Source organism: Corynebacterium sp. LK31, assembly GCF_014335015.1.
GTDB lineage: Bacteria > Actinomycetota > Actinomycetes > Mycobacteriales > Mycobacteriaceae > Corynebacterium > Corynebacterium jeikeium_D.
This window is the reverse complement of the sequence record NZ_PDGW01000016.1, coordinates 1-15,205: the sequence shown is the minus strand read 5'-3', so window position 1 is coordinate 15,205 and position 15,205 is coordinate 1. Positions and strand designations below refer to the sequence as shown.

Sequence of the window (15,205 nt, the reverse complement as noted above, 5' to 3'; positions counted from 1 at the left end):
TGTTGCCCTAGCTCTGCAGGGGCTCGCGGAAGCGAGCTCGGAGTCTTAGATATAAGGTGGGAAGGTAACAATCTGGTTTGCCCCACCGCAATAATTGGAGTGTGTATGACTGACAATTCTGGCGCTTCTGAGAACAACAATTCTTTCCGTAGCGCCCTGCATGATGAGCACGTAAGCCTTGGCGCAGAAATGCGCAATGTTGGTGGCTACGAAGTGCCGTTCCGCTACTCTTCGGAAATTGCAGAGCACAACGCAGTGCGTGAGGCCGTTGGTGTTTTCGACCTGTCGCTAATGGGTATCATCCGCGTCACTGGTGAGGATGCGGCGGCGTTCCTTGCACACTCCCTGATTTCGGCAATCAAGCCGCTGGCGTTGGGTCGTGCCAAGTACACCATGATTGTGCAGGAAGACGGCGGCATTATTGATGACCTCATCATTTACCGTCTCGGTAGTCACGAATTCATGCTGGTGCAGAATGCCGCAGCCGCTGAAGATGTGTACTCGACGCTGCGCGAGCGCGTTGGTGGCTACAACGTCCAGGTTGAGCGCATGAATGACAAGAATGTGCTCCTGGCCATTCAGGGGCCGAAGGCTGCGAAGCTTCTGCGCCGTCTGCTGCCGCAGGATCTGCACGCGACCCTCGATGGCATGAATTACTACTCTTGCACCCTGCTCGAGGTCGCAGGTGTGGAAATGATTGTCGCCCGAACCGGCTACACCGGTGAGGACGGCTTCGAGATCTTCCCGCCGGCTGACCGCGCCGTCGAAGTCTGGCGTGCAATCATTGCAGCAGGTGGCAAGGTGGAAAATCCGGAGGATCCGGCTGACAACGGTGCTGACCTCGGCCTGCTGCCGTGTGGTCTGGCCTGCCGCGACACCCTGCGCCTCGAGGCCGGTATGCCGCTCTACGGCTACGAGCTCACGCGTGACCGCACTCCGCTGGAGGCCGGCCTGAAGTCCATCATGGGGCCGACCAAGGGGCAGTTTATCGGCCGCAACGCCCTGGTTAACCGTCCGCAGTCCAAGGAGCTGCTGGTTGGTCTGCGTTTCTCCGGTGATGAAGCTCCGAAGCGTGGCACCAAGCTCATTGATGCGGAAGGCAACGAGGTTGGCGTGTTGACTTCCGCCAAGGTGTCGCCGACTTTGGGCCACCCCATCGGTTTTGCATACGTTCAGCGTTGGCAGTCCGCCACTGGTACTGAGCTGACCGTTGAAGGCACCGACACTACCGCTACCGTCGTGCCGACGCCGTTCTACAACCGTCGTCACCGCAAGTAAATGCCAAAACCAAAAACGCTGCGCGAATCGTATCGGATTTTGTGCTATCCGGGGCACGTGTCTGCTGAGGTGGAACCATAACTGCGCCTAGCGATGAAAAATCAACAGTTCGGGCTAATTTATCAGTGGGCCCTTCCATCGATTCATCACCAATAGCGCTTGGCAATGACGGCCTCTATCTCCATAGAAGTGAAATTCAGATTTGGGCCGAAGAAGGAAAATAGCAGCCTGATGAGATAGGAGTTTGAGTAGTCCTGCATGTTGTTTTCCACGCGGTGGAGCTGACACCATGATGTTAGGGGCGCAAGACTATTTGTTTCTTCTCAATGGACAGTGGCTCATCGTGTTCAAAACAGTTGTGAAAGGATACGAACTTTCATCCACGGTCTGTTGGAGCAATATTGCCACTATTGGGTATTGTGTCAAGCTAAAAAAATAATAACCCAACTCGGGATTTAATTAGGGTTAACCACGAACAAAAGCGTTGATTAAGCATATAAACTCAAAAGACACGAAAGGATGCCGGAGCAAGAGAAAAACGATTCTATTTCTTCCACAATCTCCGGAAATCCTGGACTGGATCGAAAAGAAGGCAAACTGGATGTTTGAGGCAGTGGTTAAGCAGCCTTTAGCCCAGGATAAGCTACTTACTGGCCCCATAAAGGGGTAGGCTAGCCAGGAGTATATATCAAGATGATTAGGTCAACAGTTTAGGAGAATAGACCTGGATAAAGTGCGTTTGGGGAGTGCTCCCCACGAGTCTTCCGGAGGCAACGCTGTGTTGATACGATATCGGGTGTTAGTTCGAAGGTAGATATAAATGCCGGAAGCCACTCGGACTACGTAATTTAGAGGTGCCGCTAACTAACCGACCCTACTACTGTAAAACGTTGACACGGAGAAAAGGTCGAAAAGGCTGAAGTTATTCTATTATCCACCTTGACCCATGTGCCTGTTGGCAAGATTCCCGTTACAGTATTTTGAATAGTAGTGTGTTAAGGAATGCGTGTAAAACAAGTAGATAGAAGCCGAAATGGATTCAAAATTGCTCCGATTTGAAAACTAAAATGCTGTAATTTTTGGGAATAGTCGTAACATCAATTGTTGCAAATCAATGCGACAAATTGTTTGGCCGCTAATATTATTAGCATCTATTAAAGGAGGAAAGGTGTCAAATTCGAATAATATAAACAATCTGCAGGTGAGTGGTAAGCCAGGCGTAGTGGCTTTTACCAACGCGTACAACTACTATCTCAAAGAGGCTGGGAACGCTGCGAAACCCCTAAATGAACGCATAGATAAGGCATGGACAGTTTTGGTAGCCATACTTATTTTCCTTGGTGTATCTATGATCCTAGCAGCGGCTGGACTTGTAATTTTGCCTTTCCTAGTAGGTGCCGCCGCTAGCTACTTCGGTACCAAAAAATGGGTTCATTGGAAATATGGCGACAATTCCTTCTCTTCGAGAGAGCTCGCGGCTGCCCAGCAAGCAGCGAAAATTAAGCAGCTTTATCAAGACATGCTAGTCGGGCGGTACTTTAATGTGGATGATTTAAAGACTTTCGACGGCGAATATGAAGGTCCACTAGAAATTGGGGCATTGGAAGTACAGGTAGGATTGGCGCTGGAGACCCAGTTACAAAATTCTCAGATAATTCATAATCCTCGAATGGTCGTATTGCCAAAGGGGCATGAATTTGACTCGACACATGTGGTGACCGTGAATGGCAAGAACATTCTGCTGGAGGCACGCAGGATTGACGATGAAGGGTTGCTATTAAACTCTCTGCCAGCGGACGACGGCATGTATGAACTGGACTCTAGTAATGATATTACCCGTATGTCGGGGACGGCGGTTCACGTTGCTGAATATTTCAGTCAAGCTTTTGACGGCGACATCTCCGGTATAGTTTTTTACCACGATGGAACACGCCCCATTAAAGTTGATGGTCAACAAGTGGACGAGTTTAATGCAATGCAGCCATATTGGATTAAGTCTTACTATCTACCGTTTGATGATAGCGCTACGTCTGTGCCTGTGAAATACCCTTCGGTTATTTGCGATAAAGAATCTGTTGTAGGTGTCGTAGAAATCTTGGCGGAGCAGGGGCAGGTTGCAAGGCGGCCCGCATTGGACTATATGAATAGAAAGTTTTCCATGGGGGATGACGCGACTGGCCAGACGAGTATTCTAGAGGATAAACAATTGACAATGTAGCGTCCTCTTCGAATTGAGTGCAATATCAGCTGGAATTTTCTTGAAAGGAAGCATAATGGTACGCAGTTCTAGTCTCAATGAGCGTTACACCGATATGGCAAGTGAGGTGCGTCAAAACAATGCGCTCGCAAAAAAGCAGCTGAAAGCTACGCAAGCAGGATTGGCGTTAAACGCCGCTGGAATTGCAATTGCCCATCGTGATGCGTTAATTTCAAGAAAAATGCAAGGCGCAATCCTGTCTAAGCAGGAAGAACAGCTTCTTCAAGGAGAACGTTTCCACAATGAGCTAACTAGCCAGCTCGATTCGTTGAGCGCAAGTATGACGGAAATGAAGCTGGAGATTCGGCAGGATCTGGGCGATTTAAAGAGCATTGGATTCGCGCAGTGGCGGGATGGAGTTGGTAGGAAATATTACTATAATTATCGTCCGGCCGCTATTGACTTCTTGAACAGGTATTCACAAGCATGCGCTTCTTGGACAGATGTCGTTGTTGAGAGGATAGAGTCGGTCGCCTCCTCTTTTTCGGAGTGGAAGGAACCGTCTTGGAGGGATGACGCCCTTGTAACGGGGATTTTCGTTAATAGAGCACCGTATCCGCAGCGTCCTGACTTTGAGGACGTTTCTGAAAGGCCGGTTCCGCAGCCACATAGCTCAGTTTTCTATATTCTAATTGGATGCTGTCTGCTCTTCGCGAGCTTAATGCTTTCAGCCGTTGCTTCAATGTTTATCCTTGCTTTTACCTCAGATGAAGCAAGCCAGTCCACGTTTATAAATTATACTTTGTTTTTATCTATTGGTATCACTGCTGGAGTATTATTCACCATAAAATGGCGTCGTGATAGATTAATTAAGTCCGCTCGCGCTTTTAATGATTCTGCCCAAAAGGAAGCATCACTACGTAATTGGCAGAACCGGACTAATTATGAAAGTCGTCTACGAGATATAGAGATAGATTTTCTTACCCGCAATGACAATGCTCGAAAGGAAGCGGAACGTCGCTTTGAAAGCTTGGTCGGAATTGAAATCGACCAGAATCTTGCGGAAGCGTGGGCGGAACCTTTTATGCGTGCACGAGCACGGCAGATTCGTGCACTCGTGGAAAATGAACGTGTGAACCCTCCTTCAGATGATATGTTGATTGATATCCCTAAGGTTGAACCCGTGCTTTCGTTGCCGCCTGATATGCGAGCCGAGCTCTTAACCAGGTTGTAATCGGGGGAATTATTTTTCGTTGAGAATCACTCGTGGGGCTATCATCCGGTTTTTAATCGGTGCAATACTCTTCGCTTTGTGATTTATGAAATATATGACCGTTATTTGATCTATCTTAACCATTTAGAATTTGGGTGTCTTTGTTTTCCAGGCGTTATGTCTATGCTGGGGAGTACAGGCATGGGGTTCATCTCGTTACGCGGCGGATTAGTCCGGTGGGGTGTTTCGGAAGTGTTTAGCACTGTGTAGATTGCGTTACACGGGCTTTATGTCGGGCAGTTGGCGGCTGCGTGGCAGTGGATGCCTCCCGAGCATGGATTTCAGCTCGATCGATGAGTCTGCTGGTCGTCTCACAGCAGCGATTCCTGGATAGGAAGCTAAATGGATCGATGGGGAGAATCGCGTCTGTCATCTTTGGTAAGTAGGATTTGTGCTGCGGTCTTGACGCCGATTCCTGGAAAGTTCAATCCAAGACTTGGGAAAGAGGGTAATCCTTCAGCCAATTTCGGCTCAGTTGGCGATAGCATCGTAACGGGCTTTCAGGGCTTTAATGTTGGCTGCCAGTCAGGGAATGACATACTCGGCGGCCATCGTGCCTGGAACAAGTAGCGGTCTGCCTCACTAGTGCCACGAGGATGCTGTCTGCCAGTGCTGCGGGGTTATGGTGGGTACGTTCCGACAGCAAGGTGATATCCCTTGCTCGTTCCGCTTTTTCAGTCCTGTCAATCCTTTGTAGAGGATTTACCATCCCGGCACTGGGGTTCGGGCGAGTGAGTTGCCAACGAATACACGAAACTGATTTGAGAAAATCTGAATAAGAAAGTAGAAGCGCGGTTTTACTGTAATTGTGCTTCTGACAGACGATGTCATTAACGAAGCGTGCAGTATCTTCAGCGCGGAAAATACATCATCGTTGCGTTCTACCGCACGCATCGTATGAGGCATTGTACAGACGGTATCCACAGTGCGTGAGGCGCGTCGCATCTGTTTGTAATCACACGTCGCCGGACAGAGACTAACAGCTTTGCGCATCGCCCGGTCGGGCTGGTATCCGGCGTCGCAGCCACAGTCACTGTCTGCCGCGATGGGAAGCGCACCAATAGTGCTAGGTTGGGGACGGTAACTAAGACGGTGCCGCGGGCCTGAATATCATTGAACAGTGCTGTTAATTCTGATTCGAGTTGTGGTAGCGGCTTGCCGAAAATCTTGTTGCCTTCACGGTCGAAGGCGCAAGGATAGATGTTGAAGATTTGCCGAAGGCTAGGCCACGGAGTATCTATGGAATGCTCCGGTGACACGATGAGCTCCTAGAAAACGAGATGGGTACACCGTCGTTCCAGTTGCTGTCGTAATGACATCCGCTGTGCACATTTACGTCTAAATTGATGTCTGGATATAGATTCAGGTTGTGCTTGCCCCATTAGGTATCGTGGAGTGTCCTGGTGGCGGGTGGCGCTACCTCCCGAATGATTGAAACTACGGGGCGATTAGGCCATATTTGGCTCAGCGACTACCTCCATTCTCGGGGATAGCCATAGCGTAACGGGCGAGCCCGATGCCCACCGGAGGCAAGGTTCCCGTGAATTAGGGAACCTTGCGCCTAGCGGAACAGGCCGGTGAGACCTTGATTATCTCGGCCTGGCTGCTCTTCTTGCTCCGATTCCGATTCTGTCGGCTCGCCGGAGGTTGTCGGAGTCGTTGAAGTATCGGGCGGAGTGGAAGAATCAGAGGTCGTCGAGCTCTCCGTCACACTCGTCTCCGTTGCGCTCTCGCTCGGAGTCGTCGGCTCAGGTTCCTGAGGCTGTGGCTCAGTGGTCGTCGGAGTAGTGGAGATCCACATTTGCTGCGATGTCGGGTTCGCGGGGGTTTGCTGCAGCACCGTCCACACTTCCTGCTCGCCGACTTGTGCGCATTCAAGATTCTGGCCGTTGGCGCTCATTCGTATTTCGCCGGTCTGGTTCGGGCACAGCTGCCCGATGCGCGGCGTGCCGCCTTCTCGAACCTTTGGTCCCGTCGTTGTCGGCGAACTCGTCGTCGACACCGTAGTAAGTTGGCCTGACGACGAGGTTTGCGTCGCGGCAACCTCCTTGCTTTCGCTGTTGGCGCAGCTGGTGGCAGTGGCCGCGAAGGTGAGGAAGCAGCAGGCCAGCGCCAGGTGCTGGCGGTTCTTGCGCCGGCCGGCAGTGAGTTGAGGGCGCTGTACGGCTGACAGCTGAGTTCGCGTATTCACATCCATCTCACTTTCTGGGCTTCTCAGGCTGGTTTGTCGCGGTTTATTCTCAAAATTATTAGGAGTGGGGCTCTTGAAAAACCACTGGGTGGTGCTAGTTATAGGGGTACTTGCCGAGTTAGTGGCATGGAAGTTGCTGGCACCCAATAGATAGGTTGTTTCAACCGGCAACTATACAGTCGACTTTTCGATTTGCATACAGGGAGCTTCTCTAAGGCAGCTAAGCAAAAGGCAAAAGTACAGACATGAGGTAAGGCATTCCGTAGCTGAGTGAGCTGTACTTCACTGTTTTACCGCGCGGTTTTGCGGTGAGCTCTTTAACCGGGTCCTGGCAGGAAGGTACTCGGTTGGCTACCAAGACCAACTCAAGAAAAATGAAGGGGATATATAAGATAGGTCAGCAGAGTACGTAGTCCTCCTGGTTAGATTAACTACATCGAGTGCGTAGTAAAGTCCGGGGCGGAAGTACGTTTCACCCTGAAATTTCAATTTTGAGAGCGATGAACAGAGAAGAGCTAGCCGAGCACCTTCGAAGTCGGCAAAACGCAGAGCTTCTAGGGGCACTGGGCCAAGGGGGCATGGGGACCGTTTGGGCTGTTCGGAAAAACGACTTGCAACGAGTTGAGGCCCTAAAAGTCTTTTCGAACGAAACGGCAAACGACACCAACCAAAAAGCGCGATTTCAGCAAGAGATGAGGACGCTAGCTTCGCTGCGGCATCCAGCGATTGTCGAAATTTTTAATAGTGATGTGACTCCTGAAGGTGTCCCGTACTTTTTCATGCGGTACGTGGAGGGTAACGATCTACACACAGAAATTAATCACAGGAAAACGCAAAATCAGCCATTTTCTGTGGAGCAAACGGTAGAGATTCTGATGCCGATTGCCAGTGCCCTGGACTACCTGCATGGACATAAGCCAGACCCAATTATTCACAGAGACATAAAGCCTGCGAATATTTTGCTCCCTGCAGAAAATGCCGGACAGCAATCACCTTCGGTATTGACGGACTTTGGTATCAGCATTGTCGAACGTGCTACAAGACTTACCAGCCCTTACGTGCTGATTGGTACAGAATCATACTGTGCTCCAGAGCTTTTCCAATCCGGAAATAGTGACTACCTTGAGGAGTTGAGTAACCCGACACCGGCTACTGATAACTATGCGTTAGGGCTTATCGCCTTTGAAATGCTAACCCTCGTGGGGGCTAGGCAAACTAGGACGACTGAACAATGGCGGTTCAACCGTGGAGTGCCTGATTTCGATGTATCGCGGCTGCTTCCTTCGGAACAACCCTACGGGGCCAAGATTAAGCGCGTGATTGAGAAGCAGTTGGATCCAATTCCAGCGAACCGCTATGGGAGTGCACAGGATTTCCTGCGGGCTCTCGTTGAAGCGGTAGGAAAAACTGACAGTTTGAACTACGACACGGGCCGAGCTCGGCAAACTGCACCAGAAGAAACTAAAGCACTGCCCCTTACTGGGCGACCTGGCGAATACTCCCAGTACAATCGCCGAAAAACGCGAGTTGGACGAGACCGCAGTGGTCGTTCACGCTCTAAAACCCCTATCGTGCTCACCTTGGTTCTACTGGTGGCAGTACCCGTTGGAGGCTATGTGGCGTTCAACAAAATACAGGAAGAGAACGGTGCTATTGCCAATACAAATATTGCTAAAGAGTTTCCAAAACTTGTAGGCAAGAATAAGTGGAGGGGATACCGATGTAAAAACGTTGAGCCTGGTGACGGGCAGGTTGAGTCGGTTCAGTGCCAAGGAAATGGGGAAGGAATTGTTATCACACAATTCTCCAACCAGGAAGCCCTTGAAGCGTCAATTCCAGAAGGGAATGTAAGTCGACTCAGCAATGGAATTTGTGAAATCTCCAAGATTACATCAGAAGGTAATGAGTATTTAATTCCCGAACACAAGAACGGTGAATTCGCATTGCTGCTGTGGGGGAATCGAGTGGCGGAACGAGCCACTGAGGTGCCAGTATGTTAAAGAGTCTTGCTATTTGTGATGACCTGGGCAGGTCTTACTCAATGCAACCCGGAAATAGAGTAATTATTGGGCGTTCGGCGGAGATTGTAATCGGAAGCGATGACCCTTACCTCCACCGGAAATTGCTCCAAGTCTGGGATAATCAGGGGGTATGGCAGCTGGACAACCTAGGAGATCGGGTAGTCGTACAGATTGTTTCGGCTCAGGATGGAGCAGGGAATATGATCCTCGGGCCGAAGGAATCACTTTTCATCCCGAATGGCCAGTGGTATCTCGTCTTTGAGACCATTATAAGGAAATATGAACTGTCGCTGGAGATCACCGGACCCCGACTGTCCCCGTTAATGCCTGCTCCTAGTCAGAATGATAACGATCCGACGCGTGGTGCAATTCGAACTAACCGTGAGCAAGCTCAACTGTTGATTGTGTTAACTGAGAAGTTACGAAAATACCCAGGTGTAGGTGACGAGGCCATCCCGACAGTTGCGCAGTGTGCACAAACTCTGGGGTGGACCGAGAAGAAGACCAACTCCAAGATTGAAAATTTGGTTAAACAGATTTCCGCACAAGATAGACCTCTGAACAGGCCATATAGGGTTAGTTTGGCTAGATATGCGTATCAAACTGGCCTCGTCAGTGATTTCGATGGATAACTACATTCGCTGAGCGGGTGGGGAGCATTCCCTAGAATCCTTAACTTTCATTAAGTGCTTTGCTATGATTCTGGTCGTTGGGTCAAGGGCATTAAGGAGATGCATGAATATGAAGAAGCGGCACACTGTATTGGCGCTGGTAGGAGCCTCGAGCCTTTTGCTTGCGGGGTGTGGTGGAGCTGAGAGCGCTGCTCAGGATTCGCTGAAAGAATATTCTTCTGCGACTGCCAATATGTTGCAGGCCACTATGGATGCAACCTATGAAGTGAACTATGGCGATTCCGATAAGGCTGAAAAGCTGTTAGAAAAGCAGCTCAATAATACTGCTAAGTCATATCACAAGGTGTTTTGTTCCGAGCATTCGGAAGATATGCCGGACGAGGCAGATTCAGATGATATTTACAAAATGATGAAAAATTTGGAATCTGGGTCTGGTATTCCTGACAAAAAAGAACTAAAAAACGACATCAAGCAGTACAAAAAATCGGTTGATTCGAAACTGAAGTCTGTGAACAAAGCAATCGATAAGGCAACGTTTACGGAACTTTCGGATGAAGAGGCAGTCCTTGAATCAAATACTGCATCGTTTAAAAAAATGATCGGTGATGATTCAGTTAAATTTGTTAAAGAAGACGGTGATTGGAAGTTGTGTGAGTGGCCCGATATTGATGACGCTCTCGAGCCGGCAGGATGGTAGTCGAGACTTTCGGTTGTAAGTGATTGGACGGCAAAATGCAAAGCAAAAAGATTGTTGCAACAGTAGTCGCACTACCTATGTCGGTGATGCTTGTGGGGTGTGGAGCTGGTGTTAATGGTGAAGCTGAGCGTGAGGGAGCTCCTACGTTCACTACGCAAGCTACCGATGCGGAAAGCTCCCGGTCGGCCGATCTGTCAACGGAACAAGATTCGTCAGTTTCCTCGTCGAAAAATGCGGAAAGCTCGTCTCAAGACACGGGTAAGAATGGGGAGAAGGTCCCCATGGCCTCTGGTGGCGCTAAAATCGACGGAAATCGTCTGGTTGTCTCGCAACTGCAACCGTCGAGTGATGCTGCGACGGATGTAACGGCAACATTCAAGGATTTGAAAGAATTCGGCTTCGGAAAAATCAATGTCGAATTCTATAAAAAGAACATGAATTCTCAGTTCATTTACCCCCGCGATAAGGAGGTAGTAGAAAAGGGCGGTGATAATTACTACTCAGATATTTGGGTAAAGATAACAGGTTTTACACCTGACGGTGAAGAAATCACCGAGTCCAGGTGTGCTATGGATATTCGAATGGATGACCAAAATGGCATCAATCGAGCAGTCAAGTATTCTGACGGTACTTGGATTGATGAAGTTAACGAGTTAGCTGAGTCAGCTGTTAACCCGTGTAATTTTGATGCGGGAATTATGAATGACATACCCGGCGATTACACTTTAGAGATTGATTACGGGCTCAAGGGACTGCCCAACGTAACAATCGTACAGCCGGTTCGGATTGCTTGATGTATTTGAATTTTGCACGCTGGTAGCTATTGAAAGCTAGCTACTGGCTTTCAATAGCTACCAGCTGTTGTGAGACTCCCGATTTATTCGTTCCCACCAGCTAAACACCGATAAGCATGCCCGGGGCAGAAGATCTCCGGTTTCTGCGCTCCTGAGCCAGATAACGCTGTCGAGTTCTTGAGGGCATGCGCTCGTATGTCGGCTAAATGCATCGGGGTTGTGGCTTAGCCGAGGGATTAGTCTTTCCCATAATTATCAGGCAGTCTCTTCTATTTCGCTATAGCAGCATCCATTACGCGACTGTACTACAAAAGTAAGATATGTCGATAGATAGCGCTCGAGCGAGTACTGCCAGTAAAACACTGCTAATAACGCACGGTGTGGCCGACTATCCGTATTTCCTTCGAATGGGTTTATGGCCGGGCCGGGCGGTCAATTTAAATGCCTAAGTTCGCAGTGTGGGGTGGGGTATGAGTGATGGGTTCGATCTTCCTCATCGCTAAAAGACCTAGCCAAGTACTAACGTTCGAGCAAACGTCAGGCCCTGGCTTTTTCCTCTTCGGCCTCAACCTCAGCGTTGAATTCTCGTTTAGAGGACTGCCACTGGTCTTCGGTCATACCGATACGCCAGTAGCCAGAGATCGAAACGTCCTTCTTCGGGATCTCAGATTCAACGAAGAGGAAGCGGCGCAGTTCCTTAATCATCTCGGCGACACCGTGGATGAACCAGTTAGTTTCCTTACCCTCTGGAATGCCCGCCTCGCGCACTGCGCGGGATAGCTCTGTGCCGTGGGTTGCGCCGTTGCGGAGGACCCAATGGACCTCCACGCCTTCTCGGGTTGGGAGCTCAAACTTGCGATCTTCGGCTTCGATTTCGATGTATGCGGTTGCGGTCGTGCCTTCTGGGAGGTGCTTTAGTCCGGCGCTGATAGCTGGTGCTGCGGACTCATCGCCGGCGAGTACAAAGTGTCCATATTCGGCCGCAGGTCCCCATGCGCCACCTGGCCCTAAGAAGCCAAGCTTGTCTCCGACTTCAGCTACGCGTGCCCACGGTCCAGCCAGGCCTGAATCGCCGTGGGTGACGAAGTCGACATCGAAGTCGCCGGTTTCGGAGTCCAGATTAATCAGAGTGTAGGTGCGGGTGATTGGCAGTTTATTTCGCGGTTGTTCGGCGCGAATATGCGCAATATCGAACGGCCAGGAGTAATCAGCGTCTTCTGGCACAAACAGTAACTTGATGTAATGGTCGGTAAACTCCAGCTCCTTGCCCACAAATGCAGGCGAGTTCATGCTCAAACGAACAAGGTCTGGGGAAATCTGGCGACGTCCAGTAACTGTTGCCTCGTGTGCCTTGCGGGGCTTGCGCTTCGGTGCTGCTGCTTTAGCTAGGTCAGCCATGGTTGTCACTGTCCTTCAACAAGTCTGGGGCTGTTTTGTACTGGCGGAAATTTACACGCCATACGATTAGGTAGGCCTAACATAAAGGTGGATGGAGGCTTGTTGATGATGACTATTCCTGTGAGTAGGAGCGCGCTGTGGCTGGTCGTGAGAAGATAAAGGACCCCGCCTGAACAAGAAAAACACCAGTTCGCGACGGGGGGGGTAATAAATGGGGGCCTTCATGTAACTCCCTACCCTCTATCTTTGTTTCCGCTGGTCAGGGCACTGTCTCGCGTCAATCGCCCTTACTGTCTCCCGTACAGCTCCCACTCTGTTTTCACCAGTAAAGGGTTAGGTCAACTTCAACGCGGTCTGAGTGCCACTGAGAGTAGGTGGATGGCATACCTCAATGCCTTCCAGACCTCTGCTCGCCTTGATGAGTGGCTCGTCTTTGGTGAACAGGTACTCGCACCCCGCTTCGATCGCGCAGGCCAGAATCGCAACGTCCTGAGGCTTGATCATCCTTTCTGGCCCAAGCTGTTGCGCACGACGCATCGCCCATTCATCAAGCTCAACCCAGAAAACATTTGCTGACTCAAAGAACTCTTTGGCTTCGTCAATATGCTTATTGGAGATAGGCGCTACCTGCTGCCCGCCCCGCATTCTTGGCGCCGAAACCGCCTCAACACCGACCAGCGTAGGCAGGTAGACCTCGAACTTCGGGTCTTCGAAGACACGCGCGGTACGTTCTGCGTACGTCTGTTCCTCGTCAAGGAACATATCCAAAAGCAGGCACGTATCAACGGCAACCTTGACGGCCTCTCGGGTCTTAGCCATTGGCGCTACCTACCTCATTCTCTCCACGAATTGCTTTCATTAACGCATCCACCGTGACACCTTGTTCCTTGAGGTCCGTCCAAATCCCTCGCCCTGACCGCGCGGGAGCTTCGGACCGGATAACCCGTATACGTCGTGCATCAACTTCTTCAACAACATGTGTCTCGGGGTGACGCTTGAGAAGACCATAGACACTGACTTGGCCTCGTAACCCACTACGAAGTTCTTCATCCAATTCTTCGGTGAAACTGATCTTCACGATAGGCCCGCCGGACACAGGGTGGAGCTTGGCATGAAATTGCCCCTTGTTGGCGGAGTAGTAATACAGCTCGCCCGTAACCGAACCCAGCGAGAGAGGAATCTTTTTGAAAATGGACTCGATTGCCTCTCGCAAGGGCGCGTCAAGGTGCACATCTCCCGAAGCGCCGGAAGGACTCAATCGGACGCCGGTGACACCACTTTTTGATTCAAGCTTCGTTAGATCACGGACCCACTGAACCTGTTTGAATGTCCAATTCTCGGGAATAGTTCCACCGTCGCGAAGGTGAGCAATTCCATCAAGTACTTCAGCTTCAACCGCAGGAGGTGCCAGCACGCCTGTCACAGCGCTTCCTTCTTCGAGGATGCCCATCTTAACTGGCTCATCGGTAAAGCTGGCCACCAGCTTCGTGAGTAGTTCCAGGCCTGTAAGGACAGTCTTCGCGTCCATGTCTTGCAGGGTGCCGTCAAGTTTGAGACTAAGGGCTGAGGTCTCTGAGTTTTCTTGATTGGTCATGTGTCACCTCCTTGTATATCGGTGACTTTGAGTTTAGTTAGAGGGCCGACCCTGCAGAGCTACTCGGGTAAAACATGCCGAATACCTGTGGTTCTTGTTTCGCCTGTTACCCCTGGACAGGGGTAAGCTTATCGTCCTCGTCCCGAAGCGCCTCCCGTCACTCCCGCGTATCAACTGGCCCTAGCAAATCCCCGCACAAGAGCATCCCACTGCCTCTCATACCCGACCCCCGCTACACGGCGCACCCAATCCTCAGGACCCCCGCCATCAACCGTTCGGCCTCATCCTCGGCAACGACGGACGCAGCCCCTCATTCATGCTTCGAGCTAACACGGAACCGGCGATCCCTGATCGCTCCTTCCGTCCCGGGTATAACACGTGGCCTTCACCGCCATGAGCGAGAGCCATGACGGCACCCCACCGGTTCATCACGGGCACGTCTCGCCCATCCACATCCCGAAGGATCACGTTGCCATCTCGTTGCATCTCGACCTGTTCCCACGTCAGCTCGTCCATCTCCTTGCCTCGCAATCCGGCGCCGAGTCCCAGAGCGAACACGAGTTCCTTGTACCCGAGCAACGGCGCGCGCTGTTTCGCGTCCTTTCACTGCCGAATCCGCATCCACCCATCCCACGAATACGGGTCGGCCTGACGTATTACCTGGTTCAGCGGAACGTGATAGGTGCCCTCCAGCTCGGGGTGCAGTACGGCCTGCAGATTCTCCACGGCGCGGACACCCGCTCGAGTGGTCACTCCGGCGCGCTGACACACCTGGTGAAGCTCCTCCCGTGTCGAAGGAACCTCGCCGGCCTCGAGCGGCACACGTGACAAGGAATCGAGAACGATGTAACAGTCGTGAAGCGTCGACAGTTCCTCGTCATGGTCGCTTCGATGTCTCCGCGGATACGCGCCCACTCATCCTTCGTCACGCGCTTAGGTCCCACAACGGAAGTTCCGTGCCGATTGATGTACCTAGGCATGCCCGGGAACCGCACGACATTTCCACGACATACGGCACTGTTTAGGGCTGTATCCGGCTGTATTAGCGGGGGGGGGTAGTCGGATAGGGGAAACCCTGCCCGAACAGGTTAAACGCCAGTTCAGGGCGAGGGTATTTGTGCCCCAGAGAG

The 15,205-nt window shown here is 51.1% G+C and carries 12 protein-coding genes; 7 read left to right on the top strand and 5 right to left on the bottom strand.

Translation table 11 applies throughout. The features are described from left to right. Positions 1-105 precede the first annotated feature (105 nt). The 3 genes from gcvT (at position 106) to CRD18_RS07270 (ending at position 4,709) form a co-directional block, all read left to right on the top strand. Positions 106-1,278, top strand: a complete 1,173-nt coding sequence (gene gcvT / locus CRD18_RS07280) for a glycine cleavage system aminomethyltransferase GcvT (RefSeq protein ID WP_070605461.1) — start codon at positions 106-108, stop codon at positions 1,276-1,278. 1,168 nt (positions 1,279-2,446) lie between these two features. Next, entirely contained in the window at positions 2,447-3,496 is a 1,050-nt protein-coding gene (locus tag CRD18_RS07275) for a hypothetical protein (protein WP_141744344.1), read from the top strand. A 55-nt stretch (positions 3,497-3,551) separates the two neighbouring features. Then, positions 3,552-4,709 (top strand): hypothetical protein, encoded by a 1,158-nt coding sequence (locus CRD18_RS07270; protein ID WP_187406616.1) that lies wholly within the window; start codon positions 3,552-3,554, stop codon positions 4,707-4,709. 1,600 nt (positions 4,710-6,309) lie between these two features. Here CRD18_RS07270 and CRD18_RS07265 read toward each other — a convergent pair. After that, positions 6,310-6,945 (bottom strand): hypothetical protein, encoded by a 636-nt coding sequence (locus CRD18_RS07265; RefSeq protein ID WP_070605469.1) that lies wholly within the window; start codon positions 6,943-6,945, stop codon positions 6,310-6,312. Positions 6,946-7,439: 494 nt separating this feature from the next. Between CRD18_RS07265 and CRD18_RS07260 the strand changes: the two genes are divergently transcribed. From CRD18_RS07260 to CRD18_RS07245, 4 genes are all read left to right on the top strand, one after another. After that, positions 7,440-8,939, top strand: a complete 1,500-nt coding sequence (locus CRD18_RS07260; RefSeq protein WP_070605472.1) for a serine/threonine-protein kinase — start codon at positions 7,440-7,442, stop codon at positions 8,937-8,939. After that, on the top strand, positions 8,933-9,592 hold the full coding sequence (locus CRD18_RS07255) for a hypothetical protein (RefSeq protein WP_070605475.1): 660 nt from the start codon (positions 8,933-8,935) through the stop codon (positions 9,590-9,592). Before CRD18_RS07260 ends, CRD18_RS07255 begins: the two co-directional genes overlap by 7 nt. A 103-nt stretch (positions 9,593-9,695) precedes the next feature. After that, the gene (locus tag CRD18_RS07250; RefSeq protein WP_141744346.1) at positions 9,696-10,289 is read left to right on the top strand and encodes a hypothetical protein; all 594 of its coding nucleotides are present in this window, start codon (positions 9,696-9,698) and stop codon (positions 10,287-10,289) included. Positions 10,290-10,324: 35 nt separating this feature from the next. Beyond that, positions 10,325-11,083 carry a hypothetical protein gene (locus CRD18_RS07245; protein ID WP_141744347.1) on the top strand — a complete coding sequence of 253 codons (759 nt, stop codon included), beginning with the start codon at positions 10,325-10,327 and terminating at the stop codon, positions 11,081-11,083. Positions 11,084-11,620: 537 nt separating this feature from the next. On the opposite strand, the gene CRD18_RS07240 is transcribed toward CRD18_RS07245, so the two are convergent. The 4 genes from CRD18_RS07240 to CRD18_RS07225 form a co-directional block, all read right to left on the bottom strand. Next, entirely contained in the window at positions 11,621-12,481 is an 861-nt protein-coding gene (locus CRD18_RS07240) for a siderophore-interacting protein (protein ID WP_070605483.1), read from the bottom strand. Positions 12,482-12,814: 333 nt separating this feature from the next. Next, positions 12,815-13,300 (bottom strand): PIN domain-containing protein, encoded by a 486-nt coding sequence (locus tag CRD18_RS07235; RefSeq protein ID WP_070605484.1) that lies wholly within the window; start codon positions 13,298-13,300, stop codon positions 12,815-12,817. Further along, on the bottom strand, positions 13,293-14,075 hold the full coding sequence (locus CRD18_RS07230; protein WP_070605486.1) for a hypothetical protein: 783 nt from the start codon (positions 14,073-14,075) through the stop codon (positions 13,293-13,295). The genes CRD18_RS07235 and CRD18_RS07230 overlap by 8 nt, the downstream gene beginning before the upstream one ends. A 603-nt stretch (positions 14,076-14,678) precedes the next feature. After that, positions 14,679-14,990, bottom strand: coding sequence for a hypothetical protein (locus CRD18_RS07225; RefSeq protein WP_070605490.1), 312 nt, complete (start codon positions 14,988-14,990; stop codon positions 14,679-14,681). Positions 14,991-15,205: the final 215 nt, after the last annotated feature.